General features: G+C 74.1%; 18 protein-coding genes. 7 read left to right on the forward strand and 11 right to left on the reverse strand.

The genetic code is table 11. The features are described 5' to 3' along the window. Positions 1-314: 314 nt before the first annotated feature. The 4 genes from ACWDXC_RS32630 to ACWDXC_RS32645 form a co-directional block, all read right to left on the reverse strand. Positions 315-1217 (reverse strand): serine protein kinase RIO, encoded by a 903-nt coding sequence (locus ACWDXC_RS32630; protein ID WP_449988277.1) that lies wholly within the window; start codon positions 1215-1217, stop codon positions 315-317. Between the two features lie 194 nt (positions 1218-1411). Continuing rightward, positions 1412-2917 (reverse strand): pyridoxal phosphate-dependent decarboxylase family protein, encoded by a 1506-nt coding sequence (locus ACWDXC_RS32635; RefSeq protein ID WP_449988279.1) that lies wholly within the window; start codon positions 2915-2917, stop codon positions 1412-1414. Between the two features lie 228 nt (positions 2918-3145). Further along, on the reverse strand, positions 3146-4813 hold the full coding sequence (locus ACWDXC_RS32640) for an outer membrane protein assembly factor BamB family protein (RefSeq protein WP_449988281.1): 1668 nt from the start codon (positions 4811-4813) through the stop codon (positions 3146-3148). Next, positions 4795-5625 (reverse strand): hypothetical protein, encoded by an 831-nt coding sequence (locus ACWDXC_RS32645; RefSeq protein WP_449988284.1) that lies wholly within the window; start codon positions 5623-5625, stop codon positions 4795-4797. Before ACWDXC_RS32645 ends, ACWDXC_RS32640 begins: the two co-directional genes overlap by 19 nt. Before the next feature lie 428 nt (positions 5626-6053). On the opposite strand from ACWDXC_RS32645, the gene ACWDXC_RS32650 reads away from it, so the two are divergent. Continuing rightward, positions 6054-6566 (forward strand): RICIN domain-containing protein, encoded by a 513-nt coding sequence (locus tag ACWDXC_RS32650; protein WP_449988285.1) that lies wholly within the window; start codon positions 6054-6056, stop codon positions 6564-6566. Positions 6567-6612: 46 nt separating this feature from the next. On the opposite strand, the gene ACWDXC_RS32655 is transcribed toward ACWDXC_RS32650, so the two are convergent. From ACWDXC_RS32655 to ACWDXC_RS32665, 3 genes are read right to left on the reverse strand one after another with little or no spacing between them, the layout of a single operon-like run. After that, on the reverse strand, positions 6613-7428 hold the full coding sequence (locus ACWDXC_RS32655) for an SDR family NAD(P)-dependent oxidoreductase (protein ID WP_449988288.1): 816 nt from the start codon (positions 7426-7428) through the stop codon (positions 6613-6615). Positions 7429-7468: 40 nt separating this feature from the next. Further along, entirely contained in the window at positions 7469-8782 is a 1314-nt protein-coding gene (locus ACWDXC_RS32660) for a wax ester/triacylglycerol synthase domain-containing protein (protein ID WP_449988291.1), read from the reverse strand. Positions 8783-8794: 12 nt separating this feature from the next. Further along, positions 8795-10036 carry a beta-ketoacyl-[acyl-carrier-protein] synthase family protein gene (locus ACWDXC_RS32665; protein ID WP_449988294.1) on the reverse strand — a complete coding sequence of 414 codons (1242 nt, stop codon included), beginning with the start codon at positions 10034-10036 and terminating at the stop codon, positions 8795-8797. A 170-nt stretch (positions 10037-10206) separates the two neighbouring features. On the opposite strand from ACWDXC_RS32665, the gene ACWDXC_RS32670 reads away from it, so the two are divergent. The 3 genes from ACWDXC_RS32670 to ACWDXC_RS32680 all read left to right on the forward strand — a co-directional run bounded on the left by ACWDXC_RS32670 (position 10207) and on the right by ACWDXC_RS32680 (position 15335). Then, the gene (locus ACWDXC_RS32670) at positions 10207-13686 is read left to right on the forward strand and encodes an SDR family NAD(P)-dependent oxidoreductase (RefSeq protein ID WP_449988297.1); all 3480 of its coding nucleotides are present in this window, start codon (positions 10207-10209) and stop codon (positions 13684-13686) included. A gap of 85 nt (positions 13687-13771) precedes the next feature. Then, entirely contained in the window at positions 13772-14020 is a 249-nt protein-coding gene (locus ACWDXC_RS32675) for an acyl carrier protein (protein ID WP_219517033.1), read from the forward strand. Then, positions 13995-15335 carry a wax ester/triacylglycerol synthase domain-containing protein gene (locus ACWDXC_RS32680; RefSeq protein ID WP_449988300.1) on the forward strand — a complete coding sequence of 447 codons (1341 nt, stop codon included), beginning with the start codon at positions 13995-13997 and terminating at the stop codon, positions 15333-15335. The genes ACWDXC_RS32675 and ACWDXC_RS32680 overlap by 26 nt, the downstream gene beginning before the upstream one ends. Here the strand turns inward: ACWDXC_RS32680 and ACWDXC_RS32685 are convergent. From ACWDXC_RS32685 to ACWDXC_RS32695, 3 genes are all read right to left on the reverse strand, one after another. After that, positions 15325-15915 (reverse strand): hypothetical protein, encoded by a 591-nt coding sequence (locus tag ACWDXC_RS32685; protein ID WP_449988303.1) that lies wholly within the window; start codon positions 15913-15915, stop codon positions 15325-15327. The two genes, ACWDXC_RS32680 and ACWDXC_RS32685, sit on opposite strands and share 11 nt — an antisense overlap. Before the next feature lie 81 nt (positions 15916-15996). Next, on the reverse strand, positions 15997-18192 hold the full coding sequence (locus tag ACWDXC_RS32690) for an MMPL family transporter (RefSeq protein WP_449988306.1): 2196 nt from the start codon (positions 18190-18192) through the stop codon (positions 15997-15999). A gap of 30 nt (positions 18193-18222) precedes the next feature. Continuing rightward, positions 18223-18618, reverse strand: a complete 396-nt coding sequence (locus tag ACWDXC_RS32695) for a hypothetical protein (protein WP_449988309.1) — start codon at positions 18616-18618, stop codon at positions 18223-18225. 223 nt (positions 18619-18841) lie between these two features. On the opposite strand from ACWDXC_RS32695, the gene ACWDXC_RS32700 reads away from it, so the two are divergent. After that, the gene (locus ACWDXC_RS32700; RefSeq protein WP_449988312.1) at positions 18842-19057 is read left to right on the forward strand and encodes a hypothetical protein; all 216 of its coding nucleotides are present in this window, start codon (positions 18842-18844) and stop codon (positions 19055-19057) included. Between the two features lie 23 nt (positions 19058-19080). Here ACWDXC_RS32700 and ACWDXC_RS32705 read toward each other — a convergent pair whose 3' ends face one another. Further along, positions 19081-20091 (reverse strand): 3-oxoacyl-ACP synthase III family protein, encoded by a 1011-nt coding sequence (locus ACWDXC_RS32705; protein WP_449988315.1) that lies wholly within the window; start codon positions 20089-20091, stop codon positions 19081-19083. A 198-nt stretch (positions 20092-20289) separates the two neighbouring features. Between ACWDXC_RS32705 and ACWDXC_RS32710 the strand changes: the two genes are divergently transcribed. Both ACWDXC_RS32710 and ACWDXC_RS32715 read left to right on the forward strand, forming a co-directional pair. Then, positions 20290-20538 carry an acyl carrier protein gene (locus tag ACWDXC_RS32710; protein ID WP_375072813.1) on the forward strand — a complete coding sequence of 83 codons (249 nt, stop codon included), beginning with the start codon at positions 20290-20292 and terminating at the stop codon, positions 20536-20538. After that, positions 20538-21767 (forward strand): beta-ketoacyl-[acyl-carrier-protein] synthase family protein, encoded by a 1230-nt coding sequence (locus ACWDXC_RS32715; protein WP_449988319.1) that lies wholly within the window; start codon positions 20538-20540, stop codon positions 21765-21767. Before ACWDXC_RS32710 ends, ACWDXC_RS32715 begins: the two co-directional genes overlap by 1 nt. Positions 21768-21778: the final 11 nt, after the last annotated feature.

Below are 21778 nucleotides of genomic sequence, written 5' to 3' on the forward strand. Positions count from 1 at the left end.
GCGCCGTTCCCGGTTGCGTCTTCTCACGAATGTGCCCTTCTCTGGAAGGTGTGGGCCCTCAGAGTGAGGCATCAATTCCTGCACGGCTTGTACGAACGAGTCGATTCGCGCAACCGGAGACCATCCGGCAGCGAGGCGCACATGATGACGATCAGTGGGCCTCTTTCTCAGCTGACGTCCGGTACTCCAAACCGCTCCCGGCCGCTGGGGGGTTGTTGCTTTGTTTGTAGGTTGTTGTGAACTATCCCGACCCCTTTACACTGTAGATTCACGCGGCCACACGATCTCGGTCAGCCGCTGGCTCCCATCGGCGGTCAGAACACCATCGTGAGCAGGTCGGCGAACAGCTCCTGTTCGTCGACCTCGAGCCCGCGGCCGGTGAACCAGGTGGCCATGTTGTGGCAGTCGCGCATCAGGAAGTCCATGCCCTTCGGGTTGCCGACGATGTCGACGACCTGGGGCAGGTCGATCAGCACGATCCGCTCGGCCTGCGCGAGGACGTTGTACGGCGAAAGGTCGCCGTGCGCGAGGCCCGCGCGGGCCAGTTCACGCATGCCGTTGCGGAGCTGCTCGAAATACACGCCGAGCAGCTCCTTCGACGGCCGGACATGGGCCAGCCGGGGCGCGGCACCGCCCTCGCCGTCGTCGATGAACTCCATCAGCAGCTCGGTCCCGTCCACCTGCACGGGATACGGCACCGGGACGCCGGCCTTCCACAAGCGGTTGAGGGCGTCCCATTCGGCGTACGCCCACTGGCCGGCCGCGACGCCGCGGCCGTGCGTGGTCTTCTTCGCCATCGCCCGGCCGTCGCGGCTGTTGCGGGTGCGGCGGCCTTCGACGTACGACGTACTGCGGTGGAAGGCCCGGTGCTCGTCGGTGCGGTACCTTTTCGCGGCCAGCAGCGAGGACTTCGCCGGGTTGTCGCCGATGGCTTCGACGGCCCGTTCGAGCAGGAAGACGTCGGCTTCCTTGCCGGTCTTGAGGATGCCGAGCTCGGTGTCGATCGCGGCCTGGTCCGTCACGACCCACGAGGGGCGTGGTTCGGGGCCGCGAGAGCCGCGCTCGACCTCCAGCCAGGTGGACCACCGCTGGTCCGGCCCCAGTTCCTCGTCGACGGCATGGAACGTGAAGGCGAAGGCCGCGGCCGGATCCGGCTGGGACTCGTCGCGGGCGGACTCGGAGAAGTAGAGGTCAGCGGCCTCGTACTCGGAAGACAACGGGTGTGCTCCTGAACGAAGAGGTGGGACTGATGCGGACATGCCGCAGCGCAGTGATGGCCATCCGTCAGCCCTCCTTCGTCCAGGCAGCGCTCTCCGCCGCTCGATCGCCCCAGCATGCCCCGCCGCTTTCCGGCCCCGCAACGTATTTACCGGAGCTGGGATCGCACAGCCGGGCCTCGTACGGCAGGCGACTACGTGAGGCTCGTCGCGGCGCGGGCCGCGTCGAGGGCGGCCACGACGCGGTCGAGGTCCGACGCCGTGGTGCGGTAGCTGGTCACGCAGAGCCTGATCGCGCTGCGGCCGTCGAGCCGGACCGGGCTCACCCACGCCTGGCCGCCGCGCACCACGTGACCGGCCACCTCCGCGTGCCATCTGCCGCTGCGCTCCTCCCCCGCCGCGTCCGCCTCGGGGTCCACCACGCACACCAGCGGGAGCGGGGTCTGGTTGATCCGCTGCCAGCCGCGCTCGGCCAGGCGCCGCGCGAGCAGGTCGCCGAGCCGTACGTCTCGCTCCAGTTGCTCGGCGACGGCCGGCAGCCCGGCCACGGCCAGGTGCAGGAACACCTTCAGCCCGATGAACCGCCGCGACCACTGCACGCTGGTGGTGTACGGGTCGTGGGTGCCGTCGACCTCGGCCGGCATGTAGCCGGTGCTGCACTGGAAGCTCGCGGCGAGCGCCGCCGGATGGCGGGTGAGGAAGACCCCGGCTCCCATCGGGGCGGACAGCCATTTGTGCGCGTCGACCGTGACGCTGTCGGCCCGTTCGATGCCGGCCAGCAGGGGCCGCAGCCGGTCGGACAGCGCGGCGGCGCCGCCCCACGCCGCGTCCACGTGGAAGTGCAGGCCCCATTCCGCGGCCAGGTCGGCGAGCGGGCCCAACGGGTCCAGCACTCCCGCGCCGGTCGTGCCCGCCGTGCCGACGATCATGAAGGGGATCCTGCCGCCGGCCACGTCCGCCGCGTACGCCTCGCGCAATCGGTCAAGGTCGATCCTGAGGGCGGCGTCCACCGGCACCAGGCGGACGGCGTCGCGGCCCAGCCCGGTCATGTGCGCGATCTTGAGCCAGGCGAGGTGGCTCTCCGCCGAGGCGTAGAACACCGGCCGGCCGGGCAGACCGAGCAGCCCGGCGCTGCCGTACTCGGGGAAACGGCGGGTGAGCGCGACGATGACGGCCGTGAGGTTCGCCTCGGCCCCGCCGACGGTGAAGCTCCCGTCGGTGTCCGAGGGCAGGCCCAGGCCGTTCGCCAGGAGGCGCAGCACGTGCCGCTCCATCTCGGTGGCGGCGGGCGCGTGGCTGTAGGCGGCGAGTTGCGGGTTCACTCCCGCGACGATCAGGTCCCCGGCCATGCCCCACCAGGTGGGCGACGGGTTGAACAGGCCGAAGTAGCGCGGGTGAGTGGTGTGCACGGTCCACTTCCGCAGCGCCGACATGACCGAGCCGAGCACCGCGTCGGCGGGCTTGGCCTCGGCGAAGTCGAAGCCGGCCAGCCAGTCACGGATGCGCTCGGTGTCCACGCTCGCCGGTGCCACCGGGCCGTGCACGACCTCGCCGGTGTGCCCCGCCACCAGGGCAGCGGTCTCCGCCAGCAGCCGTCCGCCCGCGTCGACGCCGAGATCGTACGGACCGGCGCCGTCCAGGTCGGCCCCCACCGGGGTCAGCTCGTCCGAACCGGTCTCAACCAGCGGGTCGTTCGACATCCTGCTCCTCTTTCACATGGCCCTTCACCACGGCATCGTGGGTCCCACCAGGATCGGAGCCCCGCCGCGCCTCCGCCAGCGATGAACGGGCCATAAACCGTGAACATCAAGCCACCTGCACCGCAACCGAGACCACGCCAGGATGCGAACGTCTGGAAGCAGAAGTCCTGGGAGGCGCAGCGTATAGAGGAACAAGGTGACCGGCCGGCCGGCCGGTGCGGGGCGGGGTCATCGTGATGGGCGCCCCGGAGGGCAACCAGCTCTGCCCGGACGGACCGCGTTCAGGCAGGAGGCCACGGCGAGGGCGGCGCGGCGGGTCAGCGCCGGGTCACCCGCGGCCCGTACGTCCACCAGCGCTCGCCCGCCGGTGACCCACGCGAACGTGCGCAGGTCGTCGGTGCCGGTGTCGGACCTCAGGTACGCCCCCTCCCCCAGCCGCTGGGCGCCCGGATCCGCGGCGAGGGTCGTACGGGCCAGCCGGGTCGCGTCCGCGTCCGTCGCGGCGACCCAGGAGACCGCCACCCGCACCACCGCACCCGCGTCATCGGGCGGGAGGAACTCGCACACGTTCGGCTTGGGCCAGCGGATCCCCAGATGCTCCACGGTGCCCGGAACCGGCACGTACCCGGGCAGCACCGCAGGGTCGAGCAGCGCGCACGCGTCAGGCCAGCGCTCCGGCGGCACCGCCAGCGGCGAGGATGCGCCCGGCCCGTCGCGGAAGGTGTAGGCCGTGACCCGGTCGCCGCCGGGGTGCTTCTCGAACACCAGCAGGTCGCGCGAGGTGCTGCCGACGATCCTGCTCGCGCGCTCGCTCACGGGCAGGGGCAGCACGTCACGAGCGCCGTCCGCCCGCGAGACGATCTCGATCATGCGGGGGGTGAGCTCGGTGTTCGTGGCGCCCATCGCGTGGCCGGCCGTCAGGTGGTCGATGTTCCCCAGATGTCCCTCGGCGGTGCCCGGCGACGTGCGCGGCCTGAGCGACCGGCGCCAGAGCACCCGCCCGTCGCGGGTGCGCGTCGCGGTCGTCTCCCGGCGTCCGTTCACGCTGCGGACCAGCAGGGTCAGCTCGGCGTCGTGGATCACGGTCGGCCCCCCGGCCTCCGGGAGCGTGATCGGCGACCGGGCCACCAGCCGGCCGTCCGCGTCCAGGACGGTGACGTGCCCGGGCTCCCTCGCGATGATCAGGCGGGTGGAGGAGACCGTGATCTGTACGAGTTCCTCGCCCGAGTCCCGGATGCGACGAGTCCAGGTGAGCCGTCCGGCGCGCGGGTCGACACCGTGCAGGGCCGGCGACCGGCCTCGGCAGTCCTGGACGATGACGGCGACCTCGGATTCGAGCAGGCGGAAGTGGGGGCACCCGTCGGGCCACGGCACCGTCCACGTGTCGCGGCCGGAGGCCGGGTCGAGGCCGTGCAAGCCGCCGCCCGACGCCCACACGATGCCGGTGGGGGTGATGGCTGTCCTGGTCAGGTAGTCGAGGATCGGCGCGTCCGCGGACGGGAGCAGCCGCGTCCACCGCGTCCGGCCGGTGACCGGGTCGACGACCGTGACCCTCTCCGCGGCCCCCTCGGAGATGCTCACCGCGAGCAGCTCTCCGACGAAGCCCATGTGGTCGTCCAGCGGGTGGTACGGCCGGGCGAGCGGAAAGGTCCTCAGGATCGCGCCCGTCTGCGCGTCGTGGACCCGGATCGCGGCCGGCCGCGTCGACGGCAGCGCCACCAGGGGCCGGCCGCCGACCGTGGCCACAGCCACGTCGAGGTTGATGCCGTGCACGCCGATCTCGCCCAGGTCGGCGCTCCAGGCGGCGGTGAACGCGGGACGCGCCTGCCGGGCGTTCCCGCTTCCGGCGGCGCAGGCGAGGACGAGCAGGGCGGCGATCAGCGCGCGGACGTGCATGCCCGCCCCGGCAGGAAGAGGCGGCAGGCGGCCCGCCCGGTGACGACCTTCAGCCCGGCGCCGGTGTTGCGGTAGACCGTCCTGTAAGCGGTGTAGGCCGTGGGGGCGCCGGTGACCCGGAAGGGCCGGCCGGCAGGGTCCTTCACGGTGATGGTCTCCGCCTTCCCGGTCCCCGCCGCGACGTACTCGACCTCCAGCACGAAGGTGTGGCTGTGCTCGCGCGCCCTGATCTCCAGGCCGAGCTCGGCCTGGTCACCTCGTTTCAGGGACAGGCTGTGGGGTCCGAAGTAGGGGCGGCCGGGCTCGCCCACCTGGGTGAAGTACGCGTCCCGCGCGTCGAGGGAGACGGTGAGCTGCGGGTTCCCCGGCCCGCCTTGCCGTGGGTGCTCGACGAAGGCGCCGGTGACGATCGGCTGCCTGGGGGCGACCTCCTTGACCCGCACATCGGTGACGCGGACGAGGTCACGCTGGGACTCGAAGACCACCCGCATCTCCTTCTCCCCCACCCACGCGCCCTTCAGGGTGGCCACCACGTCGTCGAACGCCCGGTCGCCGAAGCGCCCGCTCAGGAACACCGCGCGGTCACGGGGCGCGGTGGGCCGGGAGGCGACGGCCAGGTCCTGTTCGGCACCGGTGCCGGGCAGGACGGTGACCAGCAGCGGTGGTCTGGCCGCGCTCACCAGGTCGGCCGGCCGCAGCAAGAGGCTGAACGCGTCGGTCAGCCAGGCGGTGACGACCGCGGTGAGCAGCGCGCCGATCCACAGCATCACCTTGGCGAGTTTCCCCGGCCCCTTGTCGTCGCTCTCCGGCACGAGAACGGCCTCCTCGCGGGTCGGCTGTCTGTGCGGACAAGGTAACGCGCCGGCAACGGTTCTGGCGGCCGATCCCGCACACCATTCGGCGTCGCGGGGTGTCGGAGCTGTCAATTCCGAGAGTCGTCCCCGTTCCGGGCGTCGTGGTCTTCGGCCTGCCGTGTTGTCTCATGCGCCGCCAATGTGTCGATCAGGTTCTGCATCTGCGCTTCCTGCATCATCAGATCCCATAAGCGGCTTTCTCCGTGATATGTCACAGCTCTGGTTCGTACGTGCGGCTCGGCCGGATGACGGGACGTGGACGGACAGGTAGGCGTCACCGCTCCGGCATATCACTCTCCGAGACTGATCCACTACTTTCGGTATGCGTTTTTCCCGTCCGCCACCGGCGTCCTGCCTTGGCGTAACCCCCCGATGGAGGAATCCTCATGCCCGTCAGTCCCCTCGCCCGCCTGCTGGCCACGTCCGCGGTCGCCACGGTGGCCCTGACCTTCACCGTCACCACCGCCCCGGCCGCCTCGGCCGCACCCCGCCAGGTGTGCCTGGACGCCACCAACAGCCGGGCCGACAACACCAACGTCCGCCTCTGGACCTGCCTCAACCACCCCAACCAGAAGTGGGTCATCCGGGGCGGCCAGATCAAGGTCGAGGACACCGTCGGCACCGGACGCGAAGTCTGCCTCGACGCCACCAACAGCCGCGCCGACAACACCAACGTCCGCCTCTGGACCTGCCTCAACCACCCCAACCAGAAGTGGGTCGTCCAGAACGGCCAGATCAAGGTCGAGGACACCGTCGGCACCGGACGCGAAGTCTGCCTCGACGCCACCAACAGCCGCGCCGACAACACCAACGTCCGCCTCTGGACCTGCCTCAACCACCCCAACCAGAAGTGGGTCATCCAGAACGGCCAGATCAAGGTCGAAGACACTCTGACCTGACCCGCGGCTCACCGGCCGTGACACGGACGCGGACCTCGCCGGCCGTTCAGAGGAATCGCGAGGCGCCGGTGGCGGCCAGGCTTCTCGCGACGGTGTCGGCGTAGGAGTCGGCCCGGCCGAGGCGCTGCAGGTGGGCGCCGAGTGCCGGGGACAGGCCGCCCAGGTGCGCCACCAGGCGGATCAGCAGGGGCGCCACGTCGGCCTCGGCGGCGTTGGTGCGGATGGCGCGGCAGACGGCCCGCGCCACCTGCTGCGGCGTCCGCGTGCCGATCGCGGCGATCCAGGAGGGCAGGGGCGCCGGTGCGCGGGTGAGCATGCCGGCGTTCCTGATCAGTCCGGGGCAGATGACCGAGACGCCGACGCCGTGCGGCGCCAGATCGGCCCGGGCCGCGTGCCCGAACCCGCGCAGCCCGTACTTGGTGGCGTTGTAGAGGGCGCACCGGGCGTGTGAGATCTTGCCGCCGAGCGAGCTCATGAGGACGATGTGGCCGCGCCCGTTGGCGATCATGTGTTCGGCGGCCGTGCGCGCCATGACGATGGGGGCGCGCAGGTTGAGCGCGAGGTAGGTGTCGATGTCGCCGGTGGTGTGGTCGGTGATCGCGGCGGGGGCGATGACGCCGGCGTTGGCCACGAGGATGTCGACGGGACCGGCCTGCCGCATCAGGGCGGTGAGGCTGGCGTGGTCGGTGAGGTCGGCGGCGATGGCGCGCCCGCCCAGCCGGCCGGCCAGGGCTGTCAGGACGGCGGTGTCGCGGCCGGTGAGGATCACGCGGACGCCGTGGCGGGCCAGCGCGTGGGCGATGGCCTGGCCGAGGCCGCCGCTTGCTCCGGTGATCAGGGCGGTCGTCCCGGACAGCTCCATACGCGTTCTCCTTGATCGGTGATCGGCGTGGTCGCTCGTGTCAGGAGCGCGGGGGGACGACGTCGGCGTGCAGGTCGGCCAGGGCCTGGCGCACCAGGGCGGGCAGGTGACCGAGGCCGGGCAGGCGGGCGTCGAAGGCGTACGAGAACGAGACCGTCCGCCGGCCGGGCAGGACGGCGACCTGGCCTCCCGCGCCGGGCAGCAGCGAGGGCACGGCGAAGATCTCGTGGGCAGGCGGAAGCGCGGCGGCGCCGTGGAGGAGCGTCAGGCCGAGGCTGTCACGCAGCGGGCGGCGCGCGGCGGCGGCGGCCAGGCGGGCCAGGACGTGGCTGAGCGTGGCGGACATCGCGGGGGCGTGCGGGCCGCGCCGGTGGCGGGCGAGTTCGGCGAGACCGGTCTGCTCGGCGACGGCTCGCAGGCGGGTACGGGGGGTGGGTTCGGCGCTCGGCAGCCGGATGGGCATGAGGACGGCGTGGTTGCCCAGGCCGTCGTCGCGGCGGCGATCGCGCCGTCCGACCGGGAAGGAGAGCACCGGCTGCCCGAGGGGGCGACGCGGCTCGGGCGGGAGTGGGCCGGCCTCCGTCCACTCCTTGACGACGCCGGCCAGGACCGCCGCGGCGATCTGGGCGAAGCTGGTCCCTGTCGAGCGGGCGATGTCGCGGAACGCGCCGGCGTCGAGGCTGACGGAGCCGAGGTGCCGGGTGGCGGGGGCGTCCGTCGCCGGCGGGTGCCAGGGCTCGGTGGCGGCGGCGAAGCGGGCGATGTCGCCGATGGCCTGACGCAGGGCGGCGCCGCCGGGGCGCCCACGACCGCCGCCCGGCGCGGCTGCGGGCGGTGGCAGCGTGCCGCCCAGGGCGAGCGCGCTGATCGTGCGGGCGGCGGCGAGCCCGTCCTGGAAGACGTGGTGGGCCCGGTAGCACAGCAGGTGCTCGTCGGCGGCGTGACCCTCGACGACCACGAGGCTCCACAGCGGTCTGGACCGGGGCAGGGGGTGCTCGCGCAACGCCTGGCCGACCGCCTGGCACGGGTCCTGGCCGGGCGCGGCGTGGTGGTGCTGTACGTGGTGGGCGGGGTCGAACGCGGGGTCGGGCTCCCAGCGCACCCGCCGGCCCGTTCCCGTCAGCCGGTAGGTCAGCGCGCGGGCCCGGACGGCGGCGTCGCCGATCAGGCGGTGCAAGCGGTGGCCGGAGGGCGGCGGTCCCGGGAGGCGCACGGCGACGCCCAGGTGCAGGTCGGCGTCCCTGTCCGGGTCCGCCTCGTCGGCCAGCCGGAGCAGGAAGCGGTCGTTGACCGTCAGCGGCACCGCCGTGGTCCGTGCGGCGGTCGCGGGCTGATGATCTGCGGTCGTGGGCATGGCTCGGCGTCCTCAGGTCACGGGAGCGATGATCAAGGTGGCGTTGTGGCCGCCGAACCCGAACGAGTTCGACAGCACCGCTCCCGCCGGCAGCGGCCGGGCCTCGCGCACCACGTCGACCTCGCAGCGCGGGTCGAGCGTGCCGAGGTTGGCCGTCGGCGGGACGGTCCCGTGGGCGAGCGTCAGCACGGCGGCGACCGCTTCGATGGCGCCCGCCGCTCCGAGCGCGTGGCCGGTCACCGCCTTGACGGCGGTGACGGGCACCGCGTGCGGCCCGAACAGGCGGGTGATGGCCTGCGCCTCGGTCAGGTCGTTGAGCTGGGTGCCGGTCCCGTGCGCGTTGACGTGGGAGACCTGGCCGGGCGACAGCCCAGCGTCACTGAGGGCCGCGCGCATGCACCGGTAGGCGCCTTCGCCCTCGGGGGCCGGGGCGAGCAGGTGGTGGGCGTCGTTGGTGCGCCCGTAGCCGGCGAGCTCGGCGTGCACGTGCGCGCCACGGGCGCGGGCGCCGTCGAGCGTCTCCAGGATCAGGAACGCGGCGCCTTCGGCCAGCACGAAGCCGTCGCGTCCGGCGTCGAACGGCCGGCAGGCCCGCTGGGGCTCGGCGGTGTGGCGCGACAGGGTCCGGCACTGGTCGAACGCCTGCAGGATGGTCGGGGTGACGCAGGCTTCCGCCCCGCCGGCGACGACGAGGTCGGCGGAGCCGTCGCGCAGCAGCCGTACGGCCTCCCCGATCGCGTGCGCGCCGGAGGCGCAGGCGGTGGTCACGGACATGCTGGGCCCGTGGATACGGTGACGCAGGCCGATGGCCGAGGCGGGCGCGTTGCTCATGATCTTCAGGACGTGGAGAGGGCCGGGGTTCCCGCGCCCCGGGTGGCGGACGTCGAGCATGCCGTCCTCGTAGGTCTCGACCCCGCAGAACCCGATGCCGGTCACGACGGCCCGCCGCTCCGGTGGCGTCCGGATGGCGTCGCCGGCCCCGAAGGCGTCGTCGAACGCGTCGGCGGCCGCGCAGACGGCCAGCTTGCTCACCCGGTCGAGGTGGCGGGCCTGCCGGGGAGTCAGGTACGGCGCGGTGTCGAGGTCGCCGACCTGGCAGGCGACGTCGACGCCGAGGCCGGTGGTGTCGAAGGAGGTGATGCGCCGCGCTGTGGAGCGCCCGCTGATCAGCGCGTCCCACAGGTGTTTGGGGTGGGGTCCGGCGGCGGTGCGCACGCCCAGCCCCGTCACCGCTATCCGCGCCCGCGACGTCATCGAGCCTCCCCCTTGATCGGTGGTCCTGCCGATCAGCCTCGCTCATCGGAGGCCGGGAGATCGGCGCGCGACGCGCCACGTCCGGGCAAGAAGTGGATCAGAACAGGCAATGACTCCCCGGGCCGGTGTTGCGCCTTGAATGCCGCAACCCCGTCACTCACAGTAGCCGCGTGCGACGCCCATCGGATCATGACCAGGTGCCGATCCTGCGGCATCACACCCAGTTGCGTGCGGCTCCGGACCCCGTGGGCGGGGACGGGGCGTGCCCGCTGCCCTCCCCGCGGGTGATCCTGGAGGAGGCGGGCGACGACCTCGACCGGGCGCGCCGGTCGTGGCAGGACTCGCGTTATGACCGGTTCCGGCCGCGCGCCTTCCGCGCTGTCGCGGACCACCTCGCCGCCGCGCTGGCCGCGCTGGCCGGGCGGCAGGGCGAGCCGTTCGCCGTGGACGACCTGGTCGCCGCCGGGATGCTGCCCCGGCACGTCCGGCTGGTCAACACCGCGCTGGCCATGCTGGAGACGGACGGCCTGGCACGGGCGTGTCCCGGCGGGCGGTGGCGGCTCGGCGTCCCGGCCGACCCCGGCGACCTCGCCCGGGACCTGCTGCGCGACCATCCGGCCTTCTCCACCGAGGTGCTGCTGGTCAGCCGGATGTGCCGGGAGCTGCCTGACGTGCTGCGCGGCGAACGCGACCCGCGCGAGGTGCTGAGCCGCGGCGGCGGCGGCGAACTGCTGCGGCAGCTCTACGACACCGCCCCGCTCAGCCGGTTCGCCAACCAGGTGGCGCGGGCGCTCCTCGGCCGCATCGTCGCGGCCCTGCCGGACGACCGGCCGTTGCGCGTGCTGGAGGTGGGCGCGGGCACCGGCGGCACCACCGCCGCGCTGCTGCCGCTGCTGCCGCCGCACCTGACCCGCTACACCTTCACCGACGTGTGGCCGCTGTTCCACGCCACCGCCCGCCGCCGGTTCGCCGGCTACGACTTCGTCGACTACCGGCGGCTCGACCTCGACGAGGACCCCGCCGCTCAGGGCTTCCCCGAAGACGCGTACGACGTGGTGATCGCCGCCAACGCCCTGCACACCGCCCGCGATGTGCGCGCCGCCCTGGAACGGGTGCGCCGCCTGCTAGCGCCCGGCGGGCACCTCCTGGCCGTCGAGACGCACGACCCGCGCCTGATGATCGGCATCTTCGGCGCGCTGGACAGCTTCTGGCCCATGGCGGACCACCGGCTGCGGCCCGACAGCCTGCTGCTCGCGCGCGAGCAGTGGCCGCCGCTGCTCGGCGCGTGCGGCTTCACGGGCGTCGTGCAGACCGGCGACGACAGCGGTCCCGCCCGCGACGATCTGTCGATCACGCTGGCCGCCCGCCCACTCCCCCGAAGCCGGCCGCGCGCCGGGGCGGCGCCGCCGCCGTCCGGGACGCGGTGGATCGTCGCCGCCGAGGACGCCGGTGAGCTGCCGTTCGCGCAGGCGGTGGCCCGCCTGCTGACCGCCGGCGGGCAGGCGGCGGGACAGGGCGGCGCCGTGGCCGTGCTGAGCACGCCCGATCCCGGCCGCTGGCGGACGCTGCTGGCCTCCGGGCCGCCCACCGGCGCGGTGGGCGTCGTCCTCGTCGCGGCCGAGCGCACCGGCGGCGCAGGGAGCGACGACGAGCCGCGCCTGCGGCTGGACGAGGCCGTCGAACGGATGCTGGTGCTCAAGGCGATCGCCCTCGCCTGCGACGACCTTCCCGCCGGACTGAAACGGTCGTTGTCCGTGGTGACCCGCCCGAGCGGCGCGCTGCCCGCGCCGGAGGAGCCGCTGGTCCCCGCCGACGCGGTGCTGTGGGGCGCCGCCCGGGCGCTGGCCGGTGAGGACGCCCGGCTACGGGTGCCGCGCATCAGCCTGCACCGCACCGGCGACCTCGCGGCCGACGCCCGGCGGCTGGCCCGCGAGCTGCTGTCCCCACCGGGCGAGGGCGAGGTCGCGCTCACCCGCCGGGGCCGCTTCGTCGTGCGGGAGATGCCGTACGAGCCCCTCGACGCGGGAACGGGCCCCTGCGTCCTGGCCTTCGGCGACCTGGACCGGACGCCGTACTGGACACGGGCCGAGCCGGCGGGTCCGCCCGGCCCCGGCGCGGTCGTCATCGAGGCTCGGGCCGTCTCGTGGAGCGGGCCGGACGCCTGGTGGACGTGCGCGGGCCGGATCACGGCGGTGGGGCGGGGGGTGGGCGAGGTCGCCGTCGGCGACCGGGTCGTGGGGGTGGGCGGCGGCGCGCCCGGCTCCCACCTGAGCACCACCGCCCGGCTGGTGCGGGAGATTCCCGCCGGCATGGGCTTCGCCGAGGCCGCCGTCAGGCCGGGGCCGGCGATGCGGGCGCGCCGGGCGCTGGCGGCGGCGGGGCTGTCGGCGGGCCGCACGCTGGTGCTGCACGACGCCACCGCCACCGGCCTCGCGGCGTTGCACCTGGCTCTCCGGCAGGGCGCCCGAGTCGTCGCGCTCGCGCGGCATCCGGGGCAGCGGGACCTGCTGGACCGGCTCGGCTCCCATGAGGTCGTGGACGCCGCCGATCCGGACGTGGTCGCGCGGGTGCTGGCCCTCACCGGCGGGCGCGGTGCCGACGTGCTGGCCGGAGCCGTGCCGGAGAGCTGGCGCGCGATGCTCGCCCCGGCCGGGCGGCACGCCTGCCTCGACGCCGCCGGCCCGCCCGATCCCCGGCTGTTCCACGAGGTCATGGACGCCGCACGGGACGGCCTGGACCCGGCGCCGCCGTACCACGTCCATCCCGCCGCCCGGGTGGGTGAGGTGTGGGCGGAGCGGTGCGCGGCGGCGGTGGCACTGTCGTTCGACCCGCTGGACGGGCCGGTCCCGGCCCGGCCGCGGGCCGTGGAGCTGCGCCCGGACCCGCAGGGCGCCTATCTCGTGATCGGGGGCGTGGGCGGGTTCGGCGCCGCCGCCGCGCGCCGGTTGGCCGAGCGCGGCGCCCGCCGGCTCGCGCTGGTCTCCCGCCGGGGCGAGGCGGCGCCCGAGGCCGCCGCCGTCGCGGCCGGGCTGCGCGCCCTGGGGGCGCGGGTGAGCGTGCACGCCGCCGACGTCACCGACCTGGCCGCGATGGCGGCGGTGCTGAAGAGCGTCGACGCGGGCGAGCATCCGCTGCGCGGCGTCGTGCACGCCGCCATGACGCCCACCCTGAGCGAGGTGCGGCAGCTGACCGCCCGGCACGTGACCGACGTGCTCGGCTGCAAGATGGCCGGCGCGCTGGTGCTCCATCGGCTGCTGGAGGGCCGGGACCTGGACCTGGTCTGGCTGTTCTCCTCCATCAGCGGCACCTACGGCGGGGCGCGGCAGGCGGCGTACGCGGCGGGCAACGTGTTCGTGGAGGCGCTGATCCGACGGCGCCGCCACCTCGGGCTTCCCGGCCACGCCACCGCGTGGGGCACGATCGCGGACACCGGCTTCGTGGCCCGCCACGGCGCGGTGCCGCTGCTCAGCGCGTACGGCTTCGCGCCCATGCCGTCGGAGGCGGCGCTGACACTGGCCGAGCGGATGATGGCGGCGGACGTGGCCGTCGCCGCCGTGTCCAGTCCCGACGCCCGGCGGCTGCGCGTCGGCGATGACGAGGCCGCCCGGTTGGGGCCGCTGCTGGCTTCCCAAGGCAACAACCGTTCTTGACCGGACACGCGGGGCCGGGACGGCACGGCCCGCGGGCGTCCGCGAGATGCTGAAGACCTGAAGATCAACGGAAAGGTGACGACCCGTGCCGAAAGAAGAGATCCTGCTCCTCATCCGCCGGTACTGCGCTGAGATCTTCGCGCTCGACCTCGCCGACGTGACCCCGGACACCGCCTTCGACGATCTCCAGGCCGACAGCATGGCCCTGATCGAGCTGCACACCGCGCTCGGCCGGCACGAGCTGCACGTCGACCTGTTCGACTTCCGGATGTCGATGACCCTCGCCGAGGCCGCGGAGCTGGCCCACCGTGCGCAGCCGGCCCCGGCTCCCTGACGCCCCGGCGGAGCGGCGGCCCGGCGCGCCGGTCCCGCTGGACGGGGGTGACCTGGCGTTCCTGTCCTGGCTCGGCACGGACCGCGATCCGCTGCTGCACATCGCGCTGGCGGCGCGCCTGCCGGGTCCCGTTCCGTCCGCCCCGCAGCTGCGTCGGCTGGCCGCCGGGACGGCCGCCCGGGCCCCGGTGCTCACCTACCGGCTGACCGGCGCCGGGCGGCACGCCCGCTGGGAGCCTGACCTCGCCTTCGACCCGGCGCACCACGTGGCGCACCGCCGGGTGCCCCCGGGCACGGACGTGCGGCAGGCGGTGATCGACGCCGTGCGCGAGCTGCCCCTGCATCCTCGGCGGCCGCTGTGGACGCTGATGGTGATCCACGGGCATCGCGACGACGAGCACGTGCTGTGTTACCGGGTGCATCACGGCTTCCAGGACGGGGTGGGCGCCGCGCGGACGATCAACGCCGTTCTCCTCGGCAAGCCGTTGTCCACGCCGGTATCGCGGGCACCCGCGAAACCGGCGGCGGGCCGGTGGCTGCGCCTGATGACCACCGGGGCGCGGCTGGCGGGGCGGTCGGCCCGGCTGCGCCCGCCGGCCACCACGGCCGACGGCGGCACCCGGCTGCGGGTCCACCACTGCGACGCCGCGCCGCTGACCGCCATCGCGGCCGAGACAGGCGCGAGCATCACCCAGGTGGCCCTGGCCGTCCTGACAGGCGCGCTGCGCTCGTGGAATCCGCGTCACTGGGAGCGCGGCCGGCCGGCCCGCCGGGGGCTCACGATCTCCTTCCCGCTCAACCTGAGCGGCCGGCTGCACGACGGCGGCCTGGGGAACGGCTGCATCAGCGTGCCGGTCGTCCTGCCCTGCGGGGAACCCTGCCCCCGGGGACGCCTGCGCCGCGTCATGGCGGAGACCGGCTTCGAGCGGCTGTCGAGGTATCGCCACGACCGCTACCTGCTGCGTTCTCCCCTGCTGGCCTGGGGGGCGGGCGCGGTGATCGGCTCCCGGGCGATGGAGCGCCTGCTGTTGCGGGGCGCCGCCGGAGGGCTGGTGGTGAGCGCCATAGCCGCCGGTGACAGCCTGCCGGTCGACCGGTGTTTCGCGGTGCCCCCGACGCTGGACTTCGGCGGCGGCGTGATAGTGATCGTGCACGGCGGCGGGTCGGTGGTGTTCTCCGGCCTCTGGTCGCGCTCGCTCGGGGGGACGGAGCGCCTGGCCGGGCTGCTGGACGCGGCGGTGGCGGAGCTGGCTGCCGCCGTCGGCGTGGGCGGCAGTCCTGGCTCACCGGTGGGCGGGGCCGCCGTCAGGCGATGAAGGAGATCTTGCCGGTGCCGGTCACGGCGGCGATGCCGGTGGTGGTGCACGTGGTGATGTCGGAGGTGGGGATGGCGCTGCCCGCCACGGACGCCCCGGCCAGCCGTCCCTTGGTCACCTTGCCGCCGAGCAGCATGTCGCCGGGGTTGTAGCTCTTGACGCTCCTGGCCGCCTCGATGGCGGAGTGATCAGGCTTGATCACGGAGGTGCCGGCGGGCCGCTTGTCGGCGTCGTACCAGGTGATCCGGCCGGTGGCGCTGATGTCGTCGACGTTGGTGCACGAGCCCAGGCCGGTGCCGTGGGCGGTCAGCCAGCCCGAGCGCAGCCGGGCGTGGGCGCCGTTGGGCGAGGTGCAGTGGGTCAGCGCCAGCGTGGCGCGGGCGGTGATGCGGCGCACGGTCATGCTGACGGGCGGGTCGAGAGTGATCGGCCGGCCGGGGGTGGTGCTGACCGTGCAGGTCACCAGCTTCTGGCCGGTGTGGGCGGCGACCTGGGGCGTGGCGGCGAGCAGGGACACGACGGCGGCGGCGGCCGGGAGGGTCGTGCTGCGGATCCGTCCGCTGGCGGGCAGGGTGAACATCTCATCTCCTGGCAGTGAGTAACTGATCAGTTACAGAAATAGCACGACAGGTGCCGGTACCTCGCCAGCCGCGCGGGCGCGTCAGCCGGTCGGCGGGCCGTCAACCGGCCTCAGGGGCGGCAGCAGCCGGGCCAGCGGCCGGGGAAGCCACCAGTTGCGGTGGCCGAGCAGGCGCATCAGCGCGGGGACGAGGACCATGCGGATGAGCGTGGCGTCGATGATGATCGCGACGGCCACGGCGAATCCCGCCTGCTGGAAGTCGTGCCGGTGGGTGAACAGCAGGCCCGCGAAGGTGACGGCGATGATGGCGGCGGCGAGCGTGATGGGCCGGGCGGTGTGCCGCAGGCCGTGCAGCACGGCGGCGGTGTTGTCACCGGTGCGCCGGTAGCGCTCGGCGATGCGGTGCACCAGGAACACCTCGTAGTCCATGGACAGGCCGAACACGACGGTCAGGGCCAGCAGCGGCACCGCCGCGTTGATGTCACCGGTGGAGCCCGTGCCCTGGAAGCACAGGGTGACCAGGCCGAGGGTGGCTCCCACGGACAGCAGGTTCATGGCGATCGCCTTCAGCGGGATCAGCAGGCTGCGGAAAGTGATCAGCAGCAGGACGAACGACGCCAGCAGCACCAGCGCGATCACCTGCCACGCGCGGCCGCGCATCTCGTCGTAGACCTCGGCCAGCATGGCCGCCGCCCCCGTCATGAGCACCCGCTGGCCGGCGGGCAGCGACTCCTGGGCCGTCCGGCCGATGTCGCGCACCAGGTCGGCGGCGTCGGTGCCGTCGGGGGCGCCGCGCCCGGCGATGGTGACGAGCGTCAGGTCCCGGCCGTTGTCGATGGCGCCGGTCATCGTCACGCGCGGATCGCGTTCGAGGGCGGCGGTGAGCGCGCTGGGATCGACCGGGCCCGCGCCGGGGGCGTGGGGCAGGGCCAGCAGGGTCAGGTTGGCGAGGTGGTCGTCCTCCATCTGGGCGAGCCCGCGGCCCACGTCGGTCCTGGCCAGGGTGTGGCGGTCGAAATGCAGGCCCAGGCGCAGGTCCAGCGCGGGGACGGCGGCCAGCAGCAGGAGGAGGGTGGCGGCGAGCGCGTACCGGCCGGGGCGGCGCATGAGGTGCCCGGCCATGCGCAGCCAGGCGGGCGGGCGGTCGTCCCGCCGGGCACGCCGCCAGAGCCGCCTCGTCGGCTCCAGTCGCCGGTCGAGGAGCACCAGCAGCGCGGGAGCCAGGGTCAGGGCCGCCGTGAGCGTGAGGAACGCGGCCAGCACGGCCGCCAGCGCCATGCTGAGCACCGCCGGCGCGGGGATGATCAGCATGCAGGCGGCGGTGATCATGATGATCGTCGCGCACCAGCAGACGGTGCTGCCAGCCGTGGCGACGGCGTGAGCGGCGGCCTCGCGCGGCCCGCCGCCCTCCCGGCGGCCCTGGCGGTAGCGCAGCAGGATGAGCAGGCAGTAGTCCAGCCCCAGGGCCAGGCAGATCGTCACGGTCGCGGTCAGCAGCGTCGAGTCGATCCCGATGGCGGCGCCGCCCAGCGCCAGCACGCCCAGGCTGAGCAGCCCGGCGCCGCCCGCCACGAGCAGCGGCACGGCCACGGCCCCGGCCGCCCCGAGTCCCGCGACGAGCAGGAGCAGGATCAGCGGAACCGTCACCAGCTCCATCCGGCGCAGGTCGTCCAGGTCGGCGCGGATCAGCTCGGCGAACACCGGGCTCACGCCCACCAGCGTGACCGTCACCGTCCCGCCGGAGGCGTCGCGGGCCGCCCGCGCGGCCGTCGCGATCTGGGCGGGCAGGTTCCGCTGGCGGGCGCGTTCGTCGCCGTGCACGCCGGCCATCACGTACGCGTGATGGGGGTTGACCTGGGCGGGCGAGGGAAGCGGCTGCAGGCCGCCGATGTCCGGGCGGGCGTGCAGCGCCTCCACCACCGCCGCCACCGCCCGCTGGTAGCGCGGGTCGCGGGAGCGGAGCGTCGCGGAGTCGAACGCGAGCACCAGCTGCTCGTCGCCCTGGTGCGGGAAGCTGCGGGCGATCAAGGCGGCGGCCTCGGCCGAGACCGAACCCCGCAGCTCCAGCGGGGGCGGGCTCAGCCGTTGCAGCAGGCCGGGCACCAGGGCGGCCGCCGCGGCGGCCAGCACCAGCCATACCGCCACGACCAGCCGGGCGTGCGCGGCCGACGCGGCTCCCAGGCGGGCCAGGACGGCGCCGCGGCGGCTGCCGCCCCGGCGGGCCGTGCCCGGTGCGGGGACGTCGCGGCTGCGACGGCGGACGGTGCCGAGCGGCATGAGCACACCTCTCCGTGCCGGTGGGTCGAGCTACGGGAGGGGGGTGGCGGCGGTGTTGCCGGCCGGGCACGGGGCCACCGCCAGGAGCGGGACGTTCTGTACGCCGCCGCCCGTCATGAACGTCATCCCGGCCGTGACCAGAGCCTGCCCCTGCAGCGTCACGCAGAAGCTCATGAGCGGCGGGTCCCCTGCGGCGTCCGCGCCCGGCGGCGGCCCCTCGGGCGTCGCCGGCAGCACCGGAGAGGCCACCGTGTCCGGCGGCGTGCCCTCAGGCGTGCTCTCCGGCGTGGTCTCCGGCGGGCTCGCCGGCGTGGTGAGCGGCGTGGAGGGCTGCGGCGTGCCGGCCTCGGCGGCCTCGGCCGTGGCCGGAAGGATGCCGACGGCCGCGACGGTCACGGTCAGCAGGAGCAGGGTGCGCTTGTCCACGTCGATCCTCTGATGGTCCGGCCACGTACGCGTGTTCGCGGGCACCGCGCATGCGGCCGCGGCACCCTTCAACACTTTCCGTACTATCACGATCACTCACTGCACATCGGTCGGCGCGGCCGAAGCAGCACGAAGGAGTGGCGTTCCGGACCTCGTTTCAAACGCCGCTCGATGCGGTAGCTAGCACACACATCGGTCGTCACTCTATGTAACGGAGCACGTCATGTCGCGGATCACGATGGCACTCGGCATCCTCGCGGTGGCCGTGGCGCTGCCCTTCGCCGGCGCCACCGCCGCGTCCGCGACCCCGATCCAGGCGGTCTCGATGGCCGACTGCCTGCTCGGCTCGGGCGTGGTGGTGCCGAGCGCCACCAGCCCGACCCGTCTCACCTGCTACGGCGGCCGCTTCCACGGTCAGCCCGTGGGCGGCCTGGCCTGACGTACGGCGGCGCGGCCGGCCGCTCACCAGCGCAGGAGCACCGTTCCCGCGCTGAGGCCGCTGGCCACCCCGACGAGGGCGACCAGATCGCCGCGCCGCACCCGCCCGCTCCGCGCCGCCTCGTGCAGTTGCGCGGGCAGGGTGGCGGCGACGAGGTTGCCGTGCTCGGCGATGGTCACGACGACCTTGTCCAGGGGAATGCCCGCGCCCTCGCAGAACGAGCGCAGCGACGGCAACGACGCCTGGTGGACGCAGATCGCGGCCAGGTCGTCCCAGCCGACGCCGTTCTCCCGCAGCGGTTGCGTCAGCACGTCCAGGTCGAGCTTGTGCACGGCCACGGCCAGTCCCACGGCGTCGACGGTGAACGGGCCGGTCACGTGCCCGCCTGATTCCAGCCGCCGGAGCGGCATGACCGCCGCGGGCCAGAACTCCGGCACGGCGCAGAAGCGGTGCCCCATGATCCCGGGGGCGGCCGCGGCCTCGAGCAGCAGCGCGGCCCCGGAGTCCGACACCGTGTAGGACGGGATGGCGGCCCGGAACTCCTGCTCGCTGCCCACGCGCCAGCGGATGGCGCTGGTCGCCACCTCGCCGCAGACGACCAGGACCGTACGGTAGCGCCGGGCGGTGATCAGCGTGTCAGCCAGCTCGATCGCGTTCAGCACGCTGTTGCAGGCGTTGCGCACGTCGAACGCGGCGCAGCCCGCCCCGAGCTCGGCCGCCACCATGTGCGCGGTGGCCGGCTCCACCGCGTCCAGGGACACGCCCGCGAAGATGATCAGGTCCAGCGCCGTCGGCGGGTGCCCGGTGCGTGCCAGCAGCTCGCGGGCCGCCGTCACCGCGAGGTCGCGGGCCCGCTGGTCCGCGTCCGCCACATGACGGCTGCTCACGCCGGTGACGCACTCGATCAGCTTGCGCGGGATCGGCACGCCGGGATTGAGGCCGGCGAGCCGCTCCTCCAGCTCGGCCGTGGTGAGGCTGGTGCCGGGCAGATGCAGCGCCACGTCCGTGACCTGCGCGTACAACGGCGCCCCCATGGCGGCCTCCTCTAGATCAACTACGGCCAGGATAGGAACGACCCCGTTGATCACGGCGTGTGACGCGCCGCCTCGTCCCGCACCGCCAAAATTCGATCAACTCCGCCCCGCACCCGCCGTGTCCTGCCTGGCAGGCCGCCCCCGTCGCCGAGACTGGCCCGGATGTGGTTGCCCTGGCCGAGCGACGGGAGTGGGACCGTGAGCGACGACGAGATCGAGACCGTGGTGCGGAACACCTGCGCGCAGGTGCTGAAGACGGACCCCCGGCTGGTCACGGCGCAGGCCCGGCTGCGCGAGGACCTGGACGCCGACAGCCTGGACCTCGCCGAGATCCACGTCGCCCTGGAGGAGGTGTGGGGGCCGATCCCCCGCGAGACGCTCGCCGACGTGCGAACCGTGGCCGACGTGCTGGACCAGGCCCGCCACCTCGCCGGAGAGCGGGCCTGATGCCGCCACGGACGCGCATCGCGGTGACGGGCCTGGGCGTGCGCACCCCGGCCGGCGCGAGCCCGAAGGAGCTGTGGAACACGCTGCTCGGCGGGCGCTCCACCGCGCGGACGATCACCTCCTTCGACACCGAAGGGCTGGAGGTGGACTTCGCCTGCCAGATCGGCGACCTGGACCCGGCCGGCTACCTGACCCCGAAGCAGGCGGGCCAGCTCGACCGGGTGGCACTGCTGGCGATGTGCGCGGCCGGTGACGCGCTGGCCGACGCCGGTGCGAGCACCGCGCCTCCTGAGCGTCGCGCCGTCGTGACGGGCACGGGCTTCGTCGGCACCGAGACGTACGAGCGGAACATGCTGGACAGCCGTCACGCGGGGCGCGGCAATCCACCGCCCCGGTTCGTCCCCATGATCATGGCGAACGCGCCGGCCGCCGCCATCAGCATGCACCACGGCCTCCTGGGGCCGAGCTTCACGGTGGCGACGGCGTGCGCCTCCGGCGCCCACGCCATCGGCGAGGGGGCCCGCCTGCTGCGTGACGGCTCGGCCGACCTGGTGGTGGCGGGCGGGGCCGAGGCGTGCATCACGGCGACCATGCTGCTGGCCTTCGACCGCTGCCGGGCCCTGTCGCGGCGCACCGCCGAGCCCGAACGGGCCAGCAGGCCGTTCGACACCGCCCGGGACGGGTTCGTCCTGGCCGAGGGGGCCGCGTTCCTGGTCCTGGAGCCCCTGGAGGACGCGCTGCGCCGCGGCGCCCGCGTCCATGCCGAACTGGCCGGATACAGCCGCACCTCCGACGGCCACCACCTGACCGCTCCCCACCCGCAGGGACAGGGGGCGTACCGCAGCATGCGCGCGGCGCTCGCCGACGCGGGCCTGACCCCGGACGCGGTCGCGCACGTGAACGCCCACGGCAGCGGCACCCAGCTCAACGACCTGGCCGAGGCCCAGGCGATCGCCCGCCTGTTCGGGCCGGACGGCCCGCCGGTGACCTCCACCAAGGGCGTGACCGGTCACGCCATCGGCGCCGCCGGAGCCATCGAGGCGGTGGCGAGCGTGCTGACGCTCACCGAGCAGACCATCCCGCCCACGGCCAACCTCGACGACCCGGACGAGCGCTGTGACATCGACGTGGTGCGCCGGCCGCGCCCGCTCCCGTCCGGGGCGGTGGTGTCGAACTCGTTCGGGTTCGGCGGCCACAACGCCACGCTGATCTTCACCCCGGCCTCCTGAGCGCATGATTT

This window comes from Nonomuraea sp. NPDC003214 (genome assembly GCF_053590035.1).

What these genes read in the sequence shown, in the direction of transcription:
- ACWDXC_RS32640 (WP_449988281.1), bottom strand. Translation starts at nt 4,813, where the DNA reads ATGCACGTCCGCGCGCTGATCGCCGCCCTGCTCGTCCTCGCCTGCGCC.
- ACWDXC_RS32700 (WP_449988312.1), top strand. Translation starts at nt 18,842, where the DNA reads ATGTCGCGGATCACGATGGCACTCGGCATCCTCGCGGTGGCCGTGGCG.
- ACWDXC_RS32715 (WP_449988319.1), top strand. Translation starts at nt 20,538, where the DNA reads ATGCCGCCACGGACGCGCATCGCGGTGACGGGCCTGGGCGTGCGCACC.
- ACWDXC_RS32690 (WP_449988306.1), bottom strand. Translation starts at nt 18,192, where the DNA reads ATGCCGCTCGGCACCGTCCGCCGTCGCAGCCGCGACGTCCCCGCACCG.
- ACWDXC_RS32635 (WP_449988279.1), bottom strand. Translation starts at nt 2,917, where the DNA reads ATGTCGAACGACCCGCTGGTTGAGACCGGTTCGGACGAGCTGACCCCG.
- ACWDXC_RS32650 (WP_449988285.1), top strand. Translation starts at nt 6,054, where the DNA reads ATGCCCGTCAGTCCCCTCGCCCGCCTGCTGGCCACGTCCGCGGTCGCC.
- ACWDXC_RS32660 (WP_449988291.1), bottom strand. Translation starts at nt 8,782, where the DNA reads ATGCCCACGACCGCAGATCATCAGCCCGCGACCGCCGCACGGACCACG.
- ACWDXC_RS32685 (WP_449988303.1), bottom strand. Translation starts at nt 15,915, where the DNA reads ATGTTCACCCTGCCCGCCAGCGGACGGATCCGCAGCACGACCCTCCCG.
- ACWDXC_RS32655 (WP_449988288.1), bottom strand. Translation starts at nt 7,428, where the DNA reads ATGGAGCTGTCCGGGACGACCGCCCTGATCACCGGAGCAAGCGGCGGC.
- ACWDXC_RS32665 (WP_449988294.1), bottom strand. Translation starts at nt 10,036, where the DNA reads ATGACGTCGCGGGCGCGGATAGCGGTGACGGGGCTGGGCGTGCGCACC.
- ACWDXC_RS32705 (WP_449988315.1), bottom strand. Translation starts at nt 20,091, where the DNA reads ATGGGGGCGCCGTTGTACGCGCAGGTCACGGACGTGGCGCTGCATCTG.